This is a genomic window from Ruegeria sp. K11 (assembly GCF_056531905.1).
Map to the genome: position 1 here is coordinate 156,513 of NZ_JBQFMP010000002.1, position 21,743 is coordinate 178,255.

At 59.8% G+C, this 21,743-nt stretch carries 17 protein-coding genes and 1 tRNA gene; 9 read left to right on the forward strand and 9 right to left on the reverse strand.

All coding sequences use genetic code 11. From position 1 onward, the window contains the following. Positions 1–36: 36 nt before the first annotated feature. On the reverse strand, positions 37–903 hold the full coding sequence (gene metF / locus ACR0K4_RS03575; RefSeq protein WP_480521419.1) for a methylenetetrahydrofolate reductase [NAD(P)H]: 867 nt from the start codon (positions 901–903) through the stop codon (positions 37–39). 93 nt (positions 904–996) lie between these two features. Here metF and ACR0K4_RS03580 point away from each other — a divergent pair, with 93 nt between their 5' ends. Beyond that, positions 997–1,902 carry a LysR family transcriptional regulator gene (locus ACR0K4_RS03580; RefSeq protein WP_480852838.1) on the forward strand — a complete coding sequence of 302 codons (906 nt, stop codon included), beginning with the start codon at positions 997–999 and terminating at the stop codon, positions 1,900–1,902. 95 nt (positions 1,903–1,997) lie between these two features. Beyond that, a complete protein-coding gene (locus ACR0K4_RS03585; RefSeq protein WP_480521415.1) occupies positions 1,998–2,783 on the forward strand; it encodes an inositol monophosphatase family protein in 786 nt (261 codons plus the stop codon). 51 nt (positions 2,784–2,834) lie between these two features. Here the strand turns inward: ACR0K4_RS03585 and bhcD are convergent, their stop codons facing one another. From bhcD to bhcA, 4 genes are read right to left on the reverse strand one after another with little or no spacing between them, the layout of a single operon-like run. Next, entirely contained in the window at positions 2,835–3,818 is a 984-nt protein-coding gene (bhcD, locus tag ACR0K4_RS03590) for an iminosuccinate reductase BhcD (protein WP_480852839.1), read from the reverse strand. Between the two features lie 15 nt (positions 3,819–3,833). Continuing rightward, positions 3,834–4,997 carry a 3-hydroxy-D-aspartate aldolase BhcC gene (gene bhcC / locus ACR0K4_RS03595; protein WP_480852840.1) on the reverse strand — a complete coding sequence of 388 codons (1,164 nt, stop codon included), beginning with the start codon at positions 4,995–4,997 and terminating at the stop codon, positions 3,834–3,836. Beyond that, complete coding sequence (bhcB, locus tag ACR0K4_RS03600; protein WP_480852841.1) at positions 4,994–5,980, reverse strand: beta-hydroxyaspartate dehydratase BhcB; 987 nt, start codon at positions 5,978–5,980, stop codon at positions 4,994–4,996. The genes bhcC and bhcB overlap by 4 nt, the downstream gene beginning before the upstream one ends. Before the next feature lie 11 nt (positions 5,981–5,991). Then, a complete protein-coding gene (gene bhcA / locus ACR0K4_RS03605; RefSeq protein WP_480852843.1) occupies positions 5,992–7,182 on the reverse strand; it encodes an L-aspartate--glyoxylate aminotransferase BhcA in 1,191 nt (396 codons plus the stop codon). A 188-nt stretch (positions 7,183–7,370) separates the two neighbouring features. On the opposite strand from bhcA, the gene ACR0K4_RS03610 reads away from it, so the two are divergent. Beyond that, positions 7,371–8,213, forward strand: a complete 843-nt coding sequence (locus ACR0K4_RS03610) for an IclR family transcriptional regulator (protein ID WP_480852844.1) — start codon at positions 7,371–7,373, stop codon at positions 8,211–8,213. On the opposite strand, the gene ACR0K4_RS03615 is transcribed toward ACR0K4_RS03610, so the two are convergent. Both ACR0K4_RS03615 and putA read right to left on the reverse strand, forming a co-directional pair. Continuing rightward, positions 8,178–8,921 (reverse strand): rhomboid family intramembrane serine protease, encoded by a 744-nt coding sequence (locus ACR0K4_RS03615; protein WP_480852846.1) that lies wholly within the window; start codon positions 8,919–8,921, stop codon positions 8,178–8,180. The two genes, ACR0K4_RS03610 and ACR0K4_RS03615, sit on opposite strands and share 36 nt — an antisense overlap. 42 nt (positions 8,922–8,963) lie before the next feature. Further along, on the reverse strand, positions 8,964–12,365 hold the full coding sequence (gene putA, locus ACR0K4_RS03620; protein WP_480852847.1) for a bifunctional proline dehydrogenase/L-glutamate gamma-semialdehyde dehydrogenase PutA: 3,402 nt from the start codon (positions 12,363–12,365) through the stop codon (positions 8,964–8,966). A 102-nt stretch (positions 12,366–12,467) separates the two neighbouring features. Between putA and ACR0K4_RS03625 the strand changes: the two genes are divergently transcribed. Both ACR0K4_RS03625 and ACR0K4_RS03630 read left to right on the forward strand, forming a co-directional pair. Then, positions 12,468–12,956 carry an Lrp/AsnC family transcriptional regulator gene (locus ACR0K4_RS03625; protein ID WP_480852848.1) on the forward strand — a complete coding sequence of 163 codons (489 nt, stop codon included), beginning with the start codon at positions 12,468–12,470 and terminating at the stop codon, positions 12,954–12,956. Positions 12,957–12,986: 30 nt separating this feature from the next. After that, entirely contained in the window at positions 12,987–13,553 is a 567-nt protein-coding gene (locus ACR0K4_RS03630) for a tetratricopeptide repeat protein (RefSeq protein WP_480852849.1), read from the forward strand. 49 nt (positions 13,554–13,602) lie between these two features. Here the strand turns inward: ACR0K4_RS03630 and ACR0K4_RS03635 are convergent, their stop codons facing one another. Further along, entirely contained in the window at positions 13,603–15,492 is a 1,890-nt protein-coding gene (locus tag ACR0K4_RS03635; RefSeq protein ID WP_480852850.1) for a PhoX family protein, read from the reverse strand. A 348-nt stretch (positions 15,493–15,840) separates the two neighbouring features. On the opposite strand from ACR0K4_RS03635, the gene ACR0K4_RS03640 reads away from it, so the two are divergent. From ACR0K4_RS03640 to ACR0K4_RS03655, 4 genes are all read left to right on the forward strand, one after another. Beyond that, positions 15,841–15,915 (forward strand) — tRNA-Gly (locus ACR0K4_RS03640). A gap of 127 nt (positions 15,916–16,042) precedes the next feature. Continuing rightward, positions 16,043–17,863, forward strand: coding sequence for an ABC transporter transmembrane domain-containing protein (locus tag ACR0K4_RS03645; protein WP_480852851.1), 1,821 nt, complete (start codon positions 16,043–16,045; stop codon positions 17,861–17,863). 149 nt (positions 17,864–18,012) lie between these two features. After that, complete coding sequence (locus ACR0K4_RS03650) at positions 18,013–19,902, forward strand: acyl-CoA synthetase (protein ID WP_480852852.1); 1,890 nt, start codon at positions 18,013–18,015, stop codon at positions 19,900–19,902. A 12-nt stretch (positions 19,903–19,914) separates the two neighbouring features. Continuing rightward, positions 19,915–20,838: an alpha/beta hydrolase gene (locus tag ACR0K4_RS03655; protein ID WP_480852853.1), complete on the forward strand. Its 924-nt coding sequence runs from the start codon at positions 19,915–19,917 to the stop codon at positions 20,836–20,838. A 1-nt stretch (position 20,839) separates the two neighbouring features. Here the strand turns inward: ACR0K4_RS03655 and ACR0K4_RS03660 are convergent, their stop codons facing one another. Continuing rightward, positions 20,840–21,676, reverse strand: a complete 837-nt coding sequence (locus ACR0K4_RS03660) for an alkaline phosphatase family protein (protein WP_480852854.1) — start codon at positions 21,674–21,676, stop codon at positions 20,840–20,842. Positions 21,677–21,743 lie beyond the last annotated feature (67 nt).

Here is a 21,743-nt window from a genome sequence, read left to right on the forward strand (position 1 = left end):
GGCCTTCGGGAAAAAACGTTCCCGAAGGCCTTTATGTCAGGCGACGTTCTGCAATTCGGCGCGTGGGGTGATGCCCAGCGCAAAACACACGTCCCGCGTAAGTTCGGGGCGGTTGAGCGTGTAAAAATGCAGCTTGTCCACTCCGCCCTCAATCAGGTCCGAGCAGAGCTCGGTGCAAAGTGCAGTTGCCAGCAGTTCTTCGCGATCATCGCGCAGCGCCTTGTCAAAGGCATTTTCGACCCAGTCGGGGATTCGGGTGCCACAGCGCCGGGCAAAGTTGCGGGCGCCTTTCCAGTTTTCAATCGGCAGGATGCCCGGCACGATCGGCTTGTCGATCCCGGCCTTTTCGCAGGCGTCGCGGAAGCGAAAGAAGGTTTCGGCCTCGAAAAAGAACTGGGTCAGGGCTTCGTCTGCGCCCGCGTCCAGCTTTGCTTTCAGCCAATCCACATCGGTACGCGCGTTTTGGGCCTCGGGGTGAATGTCGGGATAAGCACCGACGCGGATGTTGAATTGCCCGGTTTCCGCCAGCGCCGAGATCAGTTCGACCGAACTGGCAAAGCCATCGGGATGGGGAGCAAAACGGTCTTCACCCTTTGGTGGATCACCGCGCAGGGCCACGATGTCGCGAACTCCGGCTTTCGCAAACGTGTCCGCGATTTCTAGTGTTTCTTCGCGGGTTGCATCGACGCAGGTCAGGTGCGCCGCAACCGGCAAGCCCGAGGATTTGTGCAGGGTCGCCACCGCCTCGCGTGTCAGTTCGCGGGTGGTGCCACCAGCCCCGTAGGTCACCGACACAAAACGGGGCTCCAGCGGGGCCAGGGTCTGCACTGTATCCCACAGGCGAAACGAGGCCTCGAGCGTCTTTGGGGGAAAGAACTCAAATGAAATTTCAGGTTTGGACATCGTCGCCTCTCGAATTTGAATATGTCCTCTTGTGCCATTCGATCCATTGTGAGACAAACTCATATTCTTCAAGAACAACATGAGTTCAATTAAATGCACATCGAATTCCGCCATCTCCGCACGATCAAAGCCATTCATGAATGCGGCGGTCTGGCGCGCGCGGCGGACCAGTTGAACATCACCCAGTCCGCGCTGAGCCATCAGATCAAGGGGCTTGAGGATCAGGCCGGAGTCGAGCTGTTTTTGCGCCGCTCGAAACCGATGAAGCTGTCGGCAGCGGGTTTGCGCTTGTTGCGGCTGGCGGAACAGATTCTGCCACAGGTTGAAGCAGCGCAGCAGGAGTTTTCATCGCTGCGGGACGGGCGCACGGGCCGGATGCATATTGCGATTGAATGCCACGCTTGTTTCGAATGGTTGTTTCCGGTTCTCGAATCCTTCCGCAAGTCCTGGGGGGATGTGGATGTGGATATCCGGCCGGGCCTTGCCTTTGATGCGCTGCCCGCTTTGCAGAAGGAAGAGGTTGATCTGGTTGTCTCGTCCGACCCAGAAGACCTGCCTGGGGTCGAGTTCATCAAGCTTTTTGACTATGACGCTGTGTTCGTGGCGGCCTCGGCGCATCCGCTGGCGCAAAAGGAGTTTATCGAAGCCGAGGATTTTCGCGGTCAGACATTGATCACATATCCCGTTGAACGGACGCGTCTGGACGTCTTCAGTCAGTTGCTGATCCCCGCGCGAGTCGAACCTGCTGCAATTCGGCAGGTTGAGCTGACGGCTGTGATCCTGCTGCTAGTCGCCTCGAACCGGGGTATATCTGTTCTGCCGGATTGGGTTGTGCGCGAGGTCAAATACAACTCGGACTATGTGACACGTCCGCTGACAAAGGACGGGGTCACCCGTAGCCTCTATGCGGCGGTGCGTCGCGAGGATCTGGAAAAACCCTTTGTTCAGGAGCTAATCGAACTGGCGGGAACCGAGGCACGCAAGCTGCAGGAAGAATAGCGCAACGCGCAGGGCTGCCATGCGCATCATTCCTCTTGGCAAGGCTGCATTGCCCCAGTATACGCGCGGTTTGACCGGACAGGAGCCTATGGAAAATGGTTGGCAGTGCAAATCTCAACATCATGATCAAAGCCGCGCGCAAGGCGGGGCGGTCGCTGGTCAAGGACTTTCGTGAAGTCGAGAACCTGCAGGTGTCAATGAAGGGCGCGGGCGATTTCGTTTCCAAGGCCGATATCGCCGCCGAAGAAATCCTGAAAGAGGAACTGCTGGGCGCCCGCCCGACCTATGGCTGGCTGGGCGAAGAGGGCGGTGGTCAGGACGGCGAAGACCCGACCCGGCGCTGGATTGTCGATCCGTTGGACGGCACCACCAACTTTCTGCACGGTCTGCCGCATTGGGCGATCTCGATTGCGCTGGAACACAAGGGCAAGATCGTTGCCGGGGTGATCTATGACCCCGCCAAGGACGAGATGTTCTTTGCCGAAAAGGGCGAAGGCGCGTGGATGAACGACACCCGCATTCGCGTTTCGGGTCGTCACCGCATGATCGAATCGATCTTTGCAACCGGACTGCCTTTTGGTGGCCGTCCGGACCTGCCCGAAGTGTTGCAGGACCTCGCGCGTCTAATGCCAGCATGTGCCGGTGTGCGTCGCTGGGGTGCTGCGGCGCTGGATATGGCCTATGTGGCCGCCGGTCGTTACGAAGGGTACTGGGAACGCCGTCTGAATGCCTGGGACATCGCCGCGGGGATCATCATCGTGAAAGAGGCCGGAGGCTTTGTGCAGTCCGTGAACTCCGAAGGCAACGTGCTGGAAGACGGCAACGTGCTATGTTCGAACGAGCCGATCTTTGACCAGTTCGCCAAAGTTATCCGCAACTGATTTCCAGTCGAGAACCACACAAGCGCGCCCCGTCCGAGGCGCTTTTTTAGCTCAGAGCATTGCCCGCTGCGCCAGCCCGGCCTCGTCAGCCAGCCGTGCCGCGACGGCTGCAACCGCAAGATCCTGTAACCCGACACCTGTGCCGTCAAACAAGGTGATCTGATCCTCGGAAATCCGTCCGGGATGGTCACCGTTGATCACGGCACCGACGGGGGTAATCTGCTCCTCGGTCAGCGAACTGTCAGCGACGGCATGCTGGGCTTCGCCAATGGTGACGGATTGCGCGACCTCATCGGTAAATACGCTGGCCGCGGCGACCAGCGCCGGGTCGACCTCTTGCTTGCCCTTAGTATCGGTTCCCATGCAGGCCAGATGCGTGCCGGGTTTGATCCAGTCTTTCATCAACAGCGGTTCAAAGGCCGAGGTGATGGTTATGATCACATCCGCCTGCGCGCCCAGTTCCTGCGGGGTGACTGCCTCGAACCCCAGGCCGATCTCTTCTGCAACAGCCGCCAGACGGGGCAGCATCTCGGGGTGCGGGTTCCAGGCGATGACCTTTTCGAATGCGCGCTGCTCGGCGGCGGCGCGCAGTTGAAACGTCGATTGATGCCCGGCACCGACCATGCCCAGAACTTTGGCACCCGCGCGCGCCAGATGCGCAATCGACACCGCCGAAGACGCAGCTGTCCGCAATGCCGTCAGGTAGTTGCCCCCGACCAAGGCAGACAAACGCCCGCTGTCGGGATCAAACAGAAACACGGTAGATTGATGGTTGGTCAGGCCGCGATCCATATTGCCCGGCCAATACCCGCCTGATTTGACGCCCAGCACCTGCCCATCGTTGTCAAAGCCCGATTTGAACCCGTAAAGCGCATCGGCATGGCCCAGAGCCTCGCGGATGACGGGAAAGTTCCGGGCCCCGCCGCGCGCCATCGCGCCGAACACCGCCTGCACCGCGTCAAAAGCTTGCTCCCGTCCGACCAGCTGTTCGCACAGGTCTTCGCCTACAATCAGCAGGCCCTCTTGCGTTGCCATAGCATCCCTCATAGCTCAGTAAGCCTTGCCGCGAGCCGAGACCGGCCACAGGGTTTCAACCTTGCCGTTCCGCACGCCGACATACCAGTCGTGGACATTGCAGGTGGGATCACAATGTCCGGGCACCAGCCGCAGCTTGTCGTTGACCTTCAGCACGCCATCCGGGTCGCCGATCACACCATGCTCGTCCGAGCATTTGAGGTATTCCACGTCGTCGCGCCCGAAGATGAACGGCAGGCCGCTATCGACCGATTGCGCCTTGAGCCCGGCGTCACAAATTGCCTTGTCGGGCTTGGCATGGCTCATGACACTGGTCAGGATGAACAGGGCGTTTTCCCATTCTCCCTGATCGATCCGCTTTCCGTCCTTGTCCAGAATACGCCCGTAATCCGCATCCATGAAGGCGTAAGAGCCGCATTGCAGTTCATTGTAAACGCCCGAGTTACTTTCGAAATAATACGACCCCGTGCCACCGCCCGAGACCAGTTTGCATTTGATGCCTTCCGATTCCAGCCCGTCCACCGCGTCTTGCACCATCGCGATGGCGGTATCGAGCTTCTCTTTCCGCGCCTCGTAGCTGTCGAGATGCTGCATCGCGCCCTGATACGCCTGGATACCGGTGAACTTCAGATTGGGTGCGGCCACAACTGCCTTGGCGATTTCGATGACAACAGACGTGGTCGTCACACCGCAGCGACCGGCACCGCAGTCAATTTCCACAAGCACCTCAAACTTGGTGTCATGCCGAACCGCCGCTTCAGACAGGTCAGCGACATTGTCCACATCATCCACGCAAACGATAGTGCGCGCACCCAGCAGGGGCAGACGCGCCAGACGGTCGATCTTGGCCGGGTCGCGCACCTGGTTTGAGACCAGAATGTCCTGAATACCACCGCGGGCAAACACCTCGGCCTCTGACACTTTCTGGCAGCATACTCCAACCGCGCCGCCCAATTGTTCCTGCAGCTTCGCGACATCGACGGATTTGTGCATCTTCCCATGGACCCGGTGGCGCATCCCGTGGGCTTTGGCATAGTCGCCCATCTTCTTGATATTCCGCTCCAGCGCGTCCAGATCAAGGATCAGACAGGGGGTCTGAATGTCGCTTTCCTTCATGCCGATGCTGGCGGGGATGTCAAAGCCGACTTCAAGCCCGTGGAAATTTGCTGATTTATTCATGTTGTTTCTCCTGCGGCTGCCATCCAGGGCAGCTTATCCAGATCCACATTGCCGCCGGTCACGATAACGCCGACGCGTTTGCCCCGAAACACGTCCGGGTTTTTCAGAATTGTCGCCAGAGGCACCGCCGAGGATGGCTCACTCACCACGCGCAGATGTTTCCACACCAGCTTCATCGCCGCGATGATCTCGGCGTCTGAGGCGGTGAATATGTCGGTCACATGGTTTGAGACGAAATGCCATGTGTTCTCTTTCAAAGGCACCAGCAACCCGTCGGCGATGGTTTTGGGTGCGTCATCGGCGATGATATGCCCAGCCTTGAACGAGCGATACGCGTCGTCGGCCTGTTCCGGTTCAGCCGCATAGATCGCCGTTTCCGGGGCCAGATTCGAGACCGTCAAACAGGTGCCCGAGACCATGCCGCCGCCGCCGATCGGGGCGATCACCGCATCCAGCCCGCCGGTTTGCTCCAAAAGCTCTGCCGAACAGGTGGCCTGCCCTGCAATCACTCTGAGATCGTTATAAGGATGCACAAACTCCCCGCCGGTCCTAGCCTGCACATCGGCAAACGTGGCCTCGCGGGACGAGGTCGATGGTTCGCACTCTGTGATGATGCCGCCATAACGGCGCACGGCGTCTTTCTTGGCCTGAGGCGCAGTGCGCGGCATGACCACGTTGCAAGGGATGCCGCGACGGCCAGCGGCGTAAGACAGGGACAGCGCGTGGTTGCCGCTGGAATGGGTACACACACCTTTGGCCGCCTTGGCGTCGTCCAGACCGAGCACGGCGTTGCAGGCCCCCCGGACCTTGAAGGCGCCGGCCTCCTGAAAGTTTTCACATTTGAAAAACAACTGCGCTCCGGTCATCTGGTTCAAATAATCCGATACCATGACAGGCGTGCGCCTGATATGCGGTCTGATCCGGTCATGCGCGGCACGCATATCCGCAATCGTCAGCTGGTCGGCTGGGGTATGATCCAACATATTCACCTTCCTCATGCTGCGGCTTTGGCCCGGTCGGACGGACCGGTGCGATAATATTCCTGCGCCGCGGCCACACCGCTGCCCAGTGTGATGGGATAGTTCAGATCGGCCATCGCCATCTCAATGGCGCTCAGTCCGGACAGAACCATGACATCCGTCAGACTGCCCAGATGCCCGATCCGGAAGGCCTTGCCGTTCAACTGGCCCAGCCCGATGCCAAAGGACACACCGTAGGCGTTAAAGGCGTGATCGGTCAGCACGTTGCTGTCAAACCCGTCGGGTACATAGATCGCGCTGACGGTGTCCGAGTAGAGATCCGGCGCGTCCGCGACCAACTCCAGCCCCCAGGCCGCAACCGCACGGCGGACGCCTTCGGCCAGCCGGTGATGGCGGGCATAGACGGCGTCCAACCCTTCCTCGAACAGCATCTTCAGGCTTTCGCGCATCCCATAGATCAGTTGCAGCGGTGGGGTGTAGGGAAACCCGCCCGAGGTGTTGGCGGCCATCATGTCGCGGAAATCAAAGAAGGTGCGCTGCAGTTTTGCTGCCTCCATCGCATCCAATGCCTTGGGGCTGACGCACAGGATCGCCATGCCAGTGGCCAGCATGAAGCCCTTTTGCGACCCCGACACCGCGATATCCACGCCCCACCGGTCAAACTCGAACGGCATGGAGGCCAGAGAACTGACACAATCCACGAACAGCATCGCCGGGTGGTCCGCTGCAGTCATGGCCTGTCGTACCGCGTTGATGTCCGAACACACGCCTGTCGCGGTTTCATTGTGGGTGACCAGAACAGCGCGAATGCTATGCGTTGTGTCCTCGGTCAGGATAGCCTGAAACTGGTCCGCAGGTGCGCCGCTTCCCCAGGGACAATCGACGATCCGCACGTCCAGACCGTGACGCTGACACATATCGATCCAACGGTGGCTGAATACACCGTACCGGGCCACCAGTACTGTGTCGCCGGGGCTGAGTGTGTTGGTGATGGCAGCCTCCCATCCGCCGGTGCCGCTGGAGGGGAAAGTGATGATCTGACCTTGGGTAGTGCCAAACACCGCCTTTGTGTCTTCCAGGACCGGGGCAAAGGTTTCAACGAAATCGGGCGCGCGGTGGTCCTGTGTCTGGACCTGCATGGCCAGTCGCAATCTGTCAGGGATGTTGGTGGGACCGGGAATGAAGACCGGGTTTTGATTGGACATCGCAAGTTCCTCCGCTTTGGATCAGTGTCCGTGATCGCGCGTCGAGATGCAATTTTCTTGAAAAATGTTTTCATTTTTGTAATTTAATTATTAGGATCATGATTTCAGGGCATTTTCCGTTTTTCATTCTTGTTCAAACAAAAAGTGCAAACCGAAAAACTCTCTCGGACAAAAGGGGCAGATGACCGATGGAACCAACAAAAAGGCCGCGCGGCAGACCCAAATCCCTGTTCAAGGAAAGCTCGGCCGGGACCATGCAATCGCTGGATCGCGCGTTGGGCGTTCTGACCACCGTCGCCCGTCTGGATCGCACCGCACTCAGCGATCTGGCGCGCGAGGTGGATGTGCCCACGGCGACCACGCACCGCATTCTGGTGACCTTGCAGAAGCATGGATTTGTGTCCTTCGACGAAGAGCGTCAGGATTGGATGATCGGGATCGAGGCCTATCGCACCGGGGCATCGTTCCTGCGGCATAACAATGTGATTGAGGTGGGGCGTCCCGTCCTGCGGCGGCTGATGCAGGAGAGTGGTGAAACCGCCAATCTGGCGGTACCTGATGGGGCCGAGGTGGTATTTGTCGGTCAGGTCGAGACGACGAACCCGATCCGCGCGTTTTTCCCGCCGGGAGCCCGGACGCCGATGTATGCGTCGGGAACGGGCAAGGCGATACTGGCGGCGATGACACAGGACGCCCAAACCAAAGCGCTGCGCATGACCGAGCCAAGGGCATTCACCGAACACACGCTGGTTCCGGGCGCGGCGTTGCAGCGCGACCTGGCCCAGAGCCGAGCGCGCGGGTGGTCTCATGACCGCGAAGAGCGGTATCAGGGTATGTCCTGTATCGGCGCGGCGATTTTCAATGACAGGGCAGAACCGCGCGCGGGGATTTCCGTGTCCGGCCCAACGGTCCGCTTTGGGTCGGATCGGGCTGAGGAACTGGGCGCTTTGGTATCAACTGCCGCGCAAGAGATCACGCGGCTCAGCGGTGGGCTGTTACCGACGGGGTACGCGGGGGATGCGGGAATGTGACAGCTTGTATTTGTGTTCGGGATGGGGCGGATGCCCGCGGGTTCGGCTCCAATAGTTGACACCGCCGCGTCGCAGCCACAGCGGGATGCATAGGATCAGGCCGACAAAGAACCCACCCGTATGCGCCCAATAGGCCACGCCGCCCTGATCTGGGTCGCTGGCCAGACTGCCAAAGAACTGCATACCCAGCCAGACGCCCAGCATGATAAAGGCCGGAATGGTAAAGATGCGGAAGTAAACGATCAGGATCAACAGGATATCCACGCGCGCCTTCGGAAACAGCAACAGATAGCCGCCCATCACCCCGGCAATTGCCCCGGATGCACCAATGGTGGGGACCGTCGAATGTGGTCCTGTGACCACGTGAATCAGCCCCGCTCCGATCCCGGCCACAAGATAGAACAACAGGAAGGGCAGGTGGCCCATCTCATCTTCCAGGTTGTCGCCGAAAATCCACAGAAATAGCATGTTTCCGGCCAGATGCATCCACCCGCCATGCAGGAACATTGAGGTCACCAGAGTCTCGAACGCGTATCCGCCGGTGATCCGCGCGGGGATGACGGCAAAGTTGTCATAAAGCCACCCGATCAGACGCACATTCCCCATCTCTAAAGCGTAGCTGAGAAATATCAGGATGTTCGCCGCAAGCAGCAGATAGACGACATAGGGCGTGCGCCCTGACGGGTTATGATCACGGATCGGAAACATGGCGCGACGCTGGGCGTTCAGCGGCCCAGCGTCAAGGTCCGTTTACGCCGCACCGCCCAACAATGCGGCATTGCCACCGGCGGCTGTGGTGTCGACGCATACGTGGCGCTCGCCCAGAACGCGCGCGCGATCCGGCAGTCCGGGAACCAGCGGCAGGATCGGTCCTGCCCGACGGGCCAGATGCAGCTCGATCTCGCGCGCGGTGGCGTCATCGCCCCACCAAAGCACAGCTGAGATGCCGGTCACGTTCTCCAGCCGGTGCAGATCAAGCGCGCCGGTCGTCCGTATGGCGGTGCCGCCCAGGGCCTCGACCGCCTCGGCCTGAGCACTTGTGGCGTCCGGTCCCGGTCCCAAGCACAGCAGGGGCGCGCGGGGAGCCTCGCTCAGCCGGTTCGATTCGCCGGTCGGCCCGGGAAGTGAGCGCGATTGAGGGGCCGCAGGTTCGCCAGTCGGGGCAGGCAGATCCCGCATTGTGGTCTCCCATTTATCATCGGTTGTTTGCCGGTCCGGTGCGCAGAACCGCGCCATATAGTTCGGCCCGCCGGCCTTGGGTCCGGTGCCGGACAGCCCTTCGCCCCCGAAGGGTTGTGACCCCACAATGGCCCCGATCTGGTTGCGATTGACATAGATGTTGCCCGCGTGAACCGCCTCGGTGACGTGCTGGACGCGGTCGTCGATGCGGGTGTGCAGCCCGAAGGTCAGGCCGAATCCTGTGGCGTTTATGTCGGCAATCACCTGATCAATCTCGGATGCTTTGAACCGGGCGACATGCAGGACGGGACCGAAAATCTCACGCTCCAGCGCGGCGATGCCGGGGATTTCGATCAAAGTCGGCACGACAAACGTGCCTTCGGGCGGGGATGGCATCTCTTTCAAAACGCGTCGCTCTGCCCGCGCTGTTGAGATATGGTCCGCGATGCCTTGCCAGGCGTCCCGATCGATGACCGGTCCGCAATCGGTCGAGATCAGCCACGGTTCGCCGACCTGAAGCGCATCCATCGCCCCCATGAGCATCGTCAGCAGGTCGTCTGCAATATCCTCTTGCACGTAAAGGCAGCGCAGCGCCGAGCATCGCTGACCCGCCGATTGAAACGCGCTTTCGATGATGGATTGAACCGCCTGTTCGGGCAGGGCTGTGCTGTCGACGATCATGGCATTCAATCCGCCGGTTTCGGCGATCAGGGGCGTGCCGGGTCCCAGGTTGGCCGCCATCGCCGCTCGGATTTTCCGGGCAGTGGCCGTCGAACCTGTGAACGCCACGCCGGACACGCGTGGGTCTGAAGTCAACGCTGCCCCAACCGCAGGCCCGCCGGGCAGCAGTTGCAGCGCGTCTCGCGGAACGCCTGCTTCGTGCAGCAACTGTACCGCGCGATGCGCGATCAGAGGTGTTTGCGGCGCGGGTTTGGCCAGAACGGCGTTGCCGGTGGCCAGAGCGGCCGCAATCTGACCGGTGAAAATCGCTAGCGGAAAATTCCACGGGCTGATGCAGGTGAACGTGCCTGCCGGGTTTGCGTCGGGAATATTGGCCGCGTAGTAGCGTAGGAAATCAACCGCCTCGCGCAGCTCGGCCACCGCATCCGGCAGGGACTTCCCCGCCTCGCGGGCCAGAAGCGCAAAGATCTCGCCAAAATGCGCCTCGTAAAGGTCAGCTGCGGTGTTCAGAACGCGCGCGCGCTGGGCTGCATCTGCTTGCCATGGTGCGGCCGAGGCCAGCGCAAGTTCCAAATCCTGCGCGCTGGCCGGGGCAACTGCGCCGGGCCTGTCCTGCGGGTTGGCTGGGTTTATCACCGGGTGATCAGCGTCGGGCGTCGGCGCGCCAGACAACAACGGTTGAGCTTTCCAGCGATGGGCACGAAACCCGTCCCGCGCAGCATCGATCCGGTCCAGTGTCGGTGTGTGGCGCAGGTCAAAACCGCGCGAGTTGGGGCGCTCGGGCTGGAACAGCTGGGGACCGGTCGGCAAATGGTGCGGTGGTTCGAGAATGGTTCGGAACGGATCGGCGGCCACCTCCTCTGGCGGAACTGCTTCGTCCACGATCTGATTCACGAATGACGAGTTGGCGCCATTTTCCAACAGACGCCGCACCAGATAAGCCAGCAGGTCGCGATGCGCACCCACCGGCGCATAGATACGACAACGTGTCCCGGCTTGTGCCTTGACCAGCTGATGCAAGGTTTCGCCCATGCCGTGCAGACGCTGGAATTCGAAGGGTTGCGCATCGGCCATGTGAAGGATCGCGCTGACCGTATGGGCGTTGTGGGTGGCAAACTGGGGGTAAATCCGGTCGGTCATGCTCAGCAGTTTGCGTGCATTTGCGATGTAGGAAATATCGGTCGCCGCCTTGCGGGTGAACACCGGAAAACCATCGACGCCTTCGACCTGCGCGCGCTTGATCTCGGTGTCCCAATAAGCCCCTTTGACCAGCCGGACCATCAGCTTGCGATCATGGCGTTCGGCCATGTCATACAGCGAGTCCAGCACGATCCCGGCACGTGGGCCGTAAGCCTGCACCACGATTCCGAACCCGTCCCAACCTGCCAGTGCGGGTTCGGCCATAACGTCTTCGATCACTTGCAGAGAAAGCGACAGGCGATCAGCTTCTTCTGCATCGACATTCAGCCCCATCCCGGCTGCCTTTGCCAGCAGGCACAACGCGCGCAGACGCGGGACAAGCTCCTCCATGACCCGTTGTTCCTGTGCAAGTTCGTAGCGGGCATGCAGGGCGGACAGTTTTACGGAAATACCCGGGTTGGCGCGGATGTCGTCATGGGTGCACGCATCGGCGATGGCGGCAATGGCGCGGGAATAGGACAGGTGATACCGGGCGGCATCCGCCTCGGTGCGCGCGGCCTCGCCCAGCATGTCGTAGGAGTAGGTGTAGCCCTTCGTTTCCATCCCGGCAGCGCGGTCCATGGCCGAGTGTATCGTCTCGCCCAGAACGAACTGGCGGCCCATTTCCTTCATCGCGCGCGCAACCGCGGTGCGGATCACCGGCTCGCCCAATCGCTTGATCGCGCCACGCAGAGCGCTGACCGGAGAGGACTTGGCTTCGTCCAGTACTTTGCCTGTCAGCATCAGCGCCCAGGTCGAGGCATTGACCAGCGAGGACGAAGACTGACCCAGATGTCTGCCCCAATCAGAGGGTGCGATCTTGTCCTCGATCAGCGCGTCGATGGTGTCGGCATCGGGGACACGCAGCAGCGCCTCGGCCAGACACATCAGGGCGACGCCTTCGTCGGTCGACAGGCCATATTCGGACAGGAAAACTTCCATCATGCCCGGCGATGTGCTGGATCGGATATCGCGCACCAATTGCGCCGCCGCCGCGCAGATCGCCGTACGGTCCGTGTCGGAAAGGCTGGCCTGCGTGATCAGATGATCCAGAACGTCGGACTGATCCGCATAGGTTTGGGTGTCGATATGGGTGCGCAGGCAGTGTGTCATGTGTCCTCCGGGCTTTCAGAGAGTATATCGTCGATTTTCAGGGACAATCGTCTTACATTGAGGCATTGAAAGGCGAATGACCTGAAGTTTTGAGGTTTTGAAATGCAAATGAACTGTCCCGATCTGGATCGGTTTGATCAGGCGATCCTGTCGATTCTGTCCGAGGAGGGGCGTATCCCGATCGCGGATCTGGCCCGGCGCATCGGCTTGTCGAAATCCCCTACGCAGGCGCGGGTCAAACGACTGGAGGTCGAAGGGATCATCACCGGGTATCGCGCGCTGCTTGATCCGATCCGTCTTGGGCTTGACCACGTCGCCTTTGTCGAGGTCCGCCTGACGGACACGCGCGAGAAAGCGCTGGCCGAATTCAACGCGGCGGTCCGCAAAATCGCCGAGATCGAACAAGCCCATATGATTGCGTCAAATTTCGACTACTTGCTGAAAATTCGCACCGGCTCGATGACAGAATACCGCGCGGTTCTGGCCGAGAAGCTCTCGTCCTTGCCGCATGTGGCCAGCACCTCAACATTCGTGGCGATGGAGGCGGTGAAGGAAACCGGTTTGTCCGGTGCGTTGGATGGGGTGGGTTGACGAAAGGATGAGACGGGCCACCATAGGTGCATGAAAATCGTAGCCATCGCTTTTGGTCTGTGTGCTGCATGCAGCGTTCCTGCTGTCGCCGCAGACTGCCCTGCCGCGCCGGATCACTCGGATCAGGTGTCCGAGATCATCGCGCGGATACAAGGTGCGGAAGATGAACAGGCGGCGCGTGTTCTATCCAGCGAGCTGTGGGAATTGTGGACCGATGCGCCGGACGACAATGCACAACAGGCCCTGGATCGTGGGGTTACTCGCCTCAGAGCAGGTGATTTTGCGGGCGCTGTTGAAGACTTTGACAAGCTGATCGCCTATTGCCCGGCTTATGCAGAAGGATACAACCAACGCGCCTTTGCGAATTTTCTGCAAAAGGATTTTGGCGCTGCCCTGCCGGATCTGGACAAAGCAATCGAACTGTCACCGGATCATGTTGCAGCCATCAGCGGTCGGGCGCTGACCTTACTGGGACTTCAACGGCTGGATGAGGCGCGCGATGCGCTGATACAAGCCCTGGAATTGAATCCCTGGCTGTCCGAACGGCACCTTATGGCCCCAGGTGGGCCGTTGGATATACCCGGCGAGGATATTTGACAAAAAAGCCCCCGAACCAGAAAGGACGGGGGCTTTTGGGTGTGTTTTCTTACCCGACCAGACCGTTATCGGCGCGCTTGATCGTGATGATGGCCGAGCGTGGCGTGCCGCCATCGGGCCAGTTGCTGCCCGGGTGCTGGATGCCGACAAACATGGTGCGCAGGTCGCTGGACCACGCAAGCCCGGTCACTTCACAACCATTCGGGCCGGTCATGAAACGCACGATTTCGCCGGTGACCGGATCACCAACCAGCATCTGGTTGTTGCCGTTGCCTGCAAAGTCTTCCTCGTTGTCGTCATTGCCGTCCGTTTGGATCCAGACCAGACCCGTCGAGTCGATGGCCATGCCGTCGGGCGAGTTGAACAGGTTGCCTTCGTTCACATTCGAGGACCCGGCATTGGCATCGGAATGCACGGTCGGGTTGCCCGCCATGACATACAAATCCCAGTCAAAGCCGGTCGCGGCGTGATCGTCATTTGCCGGCCGCCAGCGCACGATCTGGCCGTAATTGTTGGCGTCGCGCGGATTCGGACCATTGGCCGAGGTGTCATCGCCACCGGCGTTGGGCTTCACGCCCCGGTTCTTGTTGTTGGTCAGGCAGCAATAGGCCTCGACCGCAACCGGGCTGGAGGCAACCCATTCGGGGCGGTCCATGGTGGTGCCGCCGGCCTTCGAGGCCGCCATACGTGTGAAGACCGCAATGTCTGCAGCGTCCATGCCTGTGGTTTCAGGGGTCAGCGCCAACCACTCGCCAGACATGTCGTCGTTGAACTTGGCGACATACAAGGTGCCGTCATTCAGCAGGCTCTGAGTTTCCGCGCCCGGCTGATACGTGCCGTTCGAGACGAACTTATACAGGTACTCGCCGCGTTCATCGTCGCCCATATACACGACCACACGACCATCGGCGGCCAAAGTGACCTCGGCATTTTCGTGTTTGAAACGACCCAGACCGGTGTGCTTGACCGGAGTGCTGTCGGGCTTGGTCGGATCGATTTCGACGACCCATCCGACCCGGTGCGGCTCGTTGGGGTTTTTCGAGGTGTCGAAGCGGGGGTCGAACAGTTCGTAACCATTCCAGCTTTCGGCTCTCACACCATATCGTTTGAAGCCATCCGCAACCTTTTGGTCATAGCTGGCGTTTTCGTCCGACGAGCCGAAATAGCCGTTAAAGTTCTCTTCGCAGGTCAGGTAGGTTCCCCAGGGCGTTTTGCCTGCACCACAGTTGTTCATGGTGCCCAGTGAAGACGTGCCCGTCGGATCGGCTTCGGTCTTGAGCAGATCGTGACCGGCCGCAGGGCCGACAAGCGTCATCGGCGTGTTGTGGTGAATACGGCGGTTGAAGGGGCTGTCCTTGACCACGGACCAACCCTCGGCACCCTCAGTGATTTCCATAACAGTAACACCCTGAAGATTCTGCAGCTTCAGAACGTCACCGGCATTGGCCGGAACGCCTTCTTGCGCGGCAGGCAGGTTGATCTTGCCGTTCGGGTATTCATGGTTGATCGCGATCAGTTCATGACCCTGGAAGGAAAAGGTCTCCATCCCGTCGGTGTTTTCGCCAAAGACGCGGTCGGACTTCTCGACAGGCCCGCCATCGGTGACGTCGTACCCGTCTGCATCCGAAAACAACGGATCGCCCCAACGCATGAGCATCTTCCACTCGTACCCTTCCGGCACGTGAACGGTGCCATCGGTTTGCGCCGCAATCGGTGTGAACGCAAAGCGCGATGCATTTGCCGCCTGTGCCGAGGTCGAGCTCAGCAGACCCGTGCCCATCGCAGCAGCACCCGAGCCAAAGGCAACGACGCCGGCAAGGAAACCGCGACGCGAGATGGCGCTTTCTACAACGCGGTCAAAGTCGTTTTCTTCGGGACGGGGAAAATGCAGTTCGTCCCAATCGTCCGGGGAAAGGGTGTTTGGATCTACGTCTTTCATGGATGGCTCCTGGCTTTCAGAGGGTAGTTCACGGAATGCATGTAAGAGGCGTATGTGACAGTTGGTTAACAGGTAGATGAATGATCACGACAGTACACACGCCCGTTCATTCTTGTGGTCAATCCCGCGCTGATCAAGGTTTTTATAGGGCGCAGAGCCGAGGCGAGCCGTCCGACCGGCCAATCCTGACCGTGCAGATTGCGTCAGCAACTCGGTCGATAACTATTTTGTGATGAGGTATCGAAACCCCCGTGGGCGCTCGCCGCAGGGGGCCGTAAAAATGCACTCTTTCGATCCCGAACGCGGCTTGACGATCTACTTTACGTATTCTAAGACCACTCTCGCTGAGCGGGCGTCGTATACTGGCTATTACCTCAGCCTTCCAAGCTGATGAAGCGGGTTCGATTCCCGCCGCCCGCTCCAGATCAGCCCGAAAATTCTGCGTCAAAAGGCCCTTGAAGGGTGCCATTTCGTGCCACGCGCTTGACCGCGCGGGTCGCGGAGGTCAAGAAGCTGACACTCAAGTGCGAACACGACGTAAGGGCCAGTCATGGCAAGAACCGCCTCAGCCAGTCCATCAGCAAAACCCGCGCCTGGTGCCGCCGAAGAGCGCGCGCGGTCCAAGAAAATCGGCGTTTTGGCGTCTCTTTGGCCGTTTATGAAGCCTTACCGGCTGCTGATGATCGGCGCCACACTGGCGCTGATCCTGACTGCCAGCATGACGTTGACCCTGCCATTGGCTGTACGCCGTGTGGTCGATAATTTCCGGATCGAAGACGGCGAATTGCTGGATTGGTACTTTCTGGCAGCGCTTGGAATTGCCGCGATTCTGGCCATCGGCACCGGCATCCGCTACGCGTTGGTCACCCGGCTGGGCGAACGTGTGGTCGCCGATATCCGTAAGGCCGTGTTTGACCGTGTCATTGGGATGAGCCCCGAGTTTTATGAACGTATCATGACCGGAGAGGTTCTGAGCCGGATCACCACGGACACCACATTGATTCAATCTGTGCTGGGATCATCGGTCTCGATCGCGCTGCGCAATATGCTGCTGTTCTTCGGCGGACTGGTTCTGATGCTGCTGACGTCGGCCAAGCTGACCGGGCTGGTGTTGTTGCTGATTCCGCTGGTGATCGTCCCAATTCTGGTTCTGGGCCGCCGCCTGCGCGTCATCAGCCGGGAAAATCAGGACTGGATCGCCGCCTCGTCGGGCAACGCGGGCGAAGCGTTGGGCGCGGTGCAGACGGTTCAGGCCTTTACCCACGAACAGGCAAGCCGCAAACAGTTCGGAGATATGACAGAAACTTCGTACGAAGTTTCTCTGCGCCGCATCCAGACGCGCGCCATCTTGACGGTGATCGTGATCTTTCTGGTGTTCTCGGGGATCGTGGGTGTTTTGTGGATGGGGGCCAACGACGTCCGTAACGGAGTGATGACCGAGGGCGTTCTGATCCAGTTCGTGATATATTCGATCATCATGGCAGGCTCGGTCGCGGCCCTGTCGGAAATCTGGAGTGAGCTGCAGCGAGCTGCCGGTGCGACCGAGCGATTGGTGGAATTGCTGAATGCCCAGGATACCGTAAACGACCCCGCGCATTCCAAAGCGTTGCCAAGCCCCGTGCGGGGTGACATCCGGTTTGACGACGTGACCTTCCATTACCCCGCGCGCCCCGATGTGGTGGCGCTGGATCACATGTCGATTCAGGTGAGCCCGGGTGAAACCGTGGCCTTTGTGGGCCCGTCGGGGGCTGGTAAGACGACTGTCATTCAGATGATCCAGCGGTTCTACGATCCCGATTCCGGGCAGGTCAGTCTGGACGGCATCAATCTGCGTGACCTCGATCGCGCCGAGTTTCGCCGACACGTGGCGCTTGTCCCTCAGGACCCGACTATTTTTGCGACCTCGGCGCGCGAGAACATTCGGTTCGGTCGTCTGGATGCCACTGATGCCGAAGTGGAAGCTGCTGCCCGCGCCGCCGCCGCGCATGATTTCATCTCGGCCTTGCCGGAAGGGTATGACAGTTTCGTCGGTGAACGGGGGGTGATGTTGTCGGGCGGGCAGAAACAGCGCATCGCCATCGCCCGCGCGATTTTGCGGGACGCGCCTGTGCTGTTGCTGGACGAGGCGACCTCGGCGCTTGATGCGGAAAGCGAGCGGGCTGTTCAGGGGGCCGTGGATCAGATGCGGGCAGGGCGGACCACGTTGATCGTGGCCCACCGTCTGGCGACCGTGAAGAAGGCGGACCGGATTGTGGTTATGGATGCGGGTCAGATCGTGGCACAGGGCACGCATGACGACCTTGTTTCACAGGGGGGGTTGTATGCCCGTCTGGCGCGTCTGCAGTTCACCGACGGTGTTGCCGCCGAATAGCCTGACGCAAGGGAAATTTCTTTCCTCCGTAGCGTAATTGTGTTTTTCGCTTCCCGGGCCACTAACCCGTTGCTTGAACCTGCGCGGATTTGCTCCCATCCTATTGGGGAAATGCTCGCGAGACGTGCGGGACAAAAGGGAGGAAACGCATGGCCTTTGTGGGAATTGACGACAAGGTAAAGCTTGAGCAGGAAATGCCGTGGGCGGACCGGGATGTCCCGGTAACGTTTCACCAGTTATTGTCGCGGACAGCTGGCAGATACCCCAATAGCAACGCAATCAGCTTTCAGCTGTTGTCCGGCCCCACCGACAAGGCCGAAACGCTGACATGGTCCGAGTTGCTGGGCAAGGTCAATCAGGCGGCGAACCTGTTCCGGTCATTGGGTGTCGGTGAAAAGGATGTGGTGGCCTACATCCTGCCCAACTGTAACGAGACGCTGATCACCATGATGGGTGGTGCCGTGGCGGGGATCGTGAATCCAATCAATCCGCTGCTGGAGCCCGAGCAGATCTCGGCCATCCTGCGCGAGACCGGCGCCAAGGTGGTTGTGACGCTCAAATCCTTTCCCAAGACGGATGTCGCGCAAAAGGTGGAAGAAGCCGTTCGCCATGCGCCCAAGGTCAATACGATTCTTGAAATCGACCTGAACAGTTATCTGACCCCGCCAAAGTCGTGGCTGGTGCCATTCCTGCGCCCCAAGATGGGTGACAAGGAACATCTGGCGCATGCGGACTATAAGAATTTCAACGCAGAACTTGCAAAACAGCCGACCACGCTGACGTTTGAAGACAGCAAGGAAGACCGCGTTGCCTGCTATTTCCACACCGGTGGCACCACCGGAATGCCCAAAGTCGCGCAGCACAAGTACTCGGGCCTGATCTACAATGGCTGGCTGGGCGACACACTGCTCTTCTCGGAAGAGGATGTTGTGATGTGCCCGCTGCCGATGTTCCACGTCTTTGCGGTGCATGTGATTGTCATGGCCGCCGTGTCCTCGGGCGCGCATGTGGTGTTCCCGACGCCGGCAGGATATCGCGGCGACGGGGTGTTCGACAATTTCTGGAAGCTGATTGAACGCTGGAAAGTGACCTTTATCATCACCGTGCCCACAGCAATCGCCGCCAAGATGCAGCGCCCGGTGGATGCCGATATCTCAAGCGTCAAAACGGCCTTCTCCGGCTCTGCCCCCTTGCCGGTCGAGCTGTTTCGTCGGTTCGAAGAGGCAACTGGCGTGACCATCGTCGAAGGGTATGGCCTGACCGAGGCGACCTGTCTGGTGTCCTGCAACCCGGTGGATGGTGAGAAGAAGATCGGATCGATCGGGATTCCGTTCCCCTATACGGATGTCAAAATTCTGCAGGATGGGCCCGACGGACCGGTTGAACCTGGCGCCAACGAGATCGGCGAGATCTGTATCTCGAACCCCGGAGTTTTTGCGGGCAACACCTATACCGAAGCGGACAAGAACGAGAACCTGTATCATTTCGAGAAATACCTGCGCACAGGAGATCTGGGCCGGTTTGACGAAGATGGTTACTTGTGGATCACAGGCCGCGCCAAGGACCTTATCATCCGAGGCGGTCACAATATCGATCCTGCCGAAATCGAAGAGGCGCTGCTGGGACATGATGCTGTGGCTTTTGCCGGTGCGATTGGTCAGCCGGATGCCTATGCGGGCGAGGTGCCCTGCGCCTTTGTCGAGCTGGTCGAAGGGGCCAGTGTGACCGAGAAAGAGCTGATGGAATACTGCGACGTGCATGTGCATGAACGGGCGGCTCAGCCCAAGCACATGACCATCCTGGGCGAGTTGCCAAAGACTGCCGTGGGCAAGGTATTCAAGCCGGAACTGCGCAAACAGGCGATCACGCGTGTCTATAACGGAGCTTTGGAAAAGGCGGGTGTCGCGGCGCGTGTGGTTTCTGTGACCGACGACAAAAAGCGGGGGCTTGTCGCGCAGCTTGACGCGAACGGGTCTTCCGAGGACGATGTCAGCAAAGTGCTGGGATCATTCACCCGGCCATGGGAATGGGTTGCCTGACCGGGAGGGGACATGGATTATGAACGCCTGATTGATGAAGAAACCTGGGCGTTCATAAGACGAACCGCCGAAAGCTATCCTGATGATGCGGTTGATCTTCCTGTCGAGGATCAACGCCGTGTTTACAATGCGATGTGCCAGGGGTTTCGCCAGCCCCGCCCTTCGGCGGTCGAGGTGGAAGACAGGCAGGCCGATGGCGTGCCTGTTCGCGTTTATACCGCAGGCGATCCGACCCGGTCTGTCATTTACCTGCATGGCGGTGGTTTTGTCGTGGGAGGGTTGGACAGTCACGATGACGTTTGTGCCGAGATTTGTGCGCAGACCGGGTACAGGGTGATTGCCGTTGATTACCGTCTGTGCCCCGAACACCTCCATCCGGCGCAATTTCAGGATGCGTGGACAGCAGTGAACTGGGTTGCCGGGACCTTTGGCGATCCGATGGTTCTGGCCGGAGACAGCGCCGGAGGGAACCTGGCTGCGGCCGTTTCACATTATGCACGTGGACGGCTGGAGGCCCCTTTGGGACAGGTGCTCATCTATCCCGGTTTGGGCGGCGACCGTTCTGTAGGCTCGTATCTAGAACATACCCATGCGCCTCTGTTGACGCTGGAAGATATCGTTTTCTATGAAAAGTTGCGTTGCGGCGAAACAGTGCCGCAGGGCGATCCGACTTTTGCGCCGCTTGAAGACAACGATTTTTCTGGTCTGCCGCCGACTGTGGTAGTCACGGCCGAGTGTGACCCTTTGCGGGATGACGGACCTGCCTATTGCGCAAAAATAACCGATGCTGGGGGGCAGGCGCATTGCATCACCGAAGCGGGCCTTGTGCATGGGTATCTGAGGGCCCGGACCTCGGTCAAACGTGCTGCCGACAGTTTCGAGCGAATATCGGTCGCCATCGAGGCCTTGGGCCAGCAGATTTGGCCCTATGACTAAGCTACCGTAGGAACGGTTGGGCTTTCATCGACTCTGCTACCGGCGCGCCCATCCGGGTCAGGATCGTGGGTGCCAATTGCAACTGGTCAATCACCACATCTGCCTCGGGACCTTCCGCACCACCAAAATAATACAGCGCGGTTTCCTGCTGCAGAGCGCTGCGCCCGCCATGGTGGCCGCGCTCGTCCTGACCGTGGTCGGCGGTCACGATGACGTCGTACCCCAACTGTCGCCATCGGGGAATGAAGGGGGCCAGCATCTCGTCCATGACGAAACAGGCATGGTCCATCTCTTGGCAGTCATGAAAGAAACGATGCCCCATGCTGTCCAGCGTGCAGGTGTGCAGTATGCCATAGTCCAGTCCAAAGCGCAGGCACAGGTTGGTCAGCGTGGCGAACAGATCCACGTCGCATGGCGTCATCTGGTTCGCCGCGTTGTACCCGGTCATCGAGTGGAACCGGCCATGGTTGATGGTTTTACTCTGGGGTTCGTCATATTCCACGTCGCGCACATAATCGAACGGGTGACGATTGAAGAATTGCGACCAATAGCTGTGGGTGACGGCCCCGGTCACGCCCCCGGCCTCGCGCACCTGACTGAACACATCCTTGTGGCTCAGGCGGAAGACATTGCCATTGCCGGTGCAGCCATGTTCCTGCGGCGAGACCCCGGTGTGGATCGAGGCATAGCAACTGGCCGAGGTCGAGGGCAGCACCGCGCGCAACTTCCAGACCCGCGCCTCACCATTGTCGACCCAACCTTCGAGATTGCCGAACAACCGACGGAAATTGCGCAATGGGACACCGTCGAGGATGATGAGAAGAAGTTTGCGGTCCATCGCTTGGCCTCTCTGAATTCGTACGTGCCGGGACCCTATGGGATTCGTTGCCCGAGGGATGCCTGTT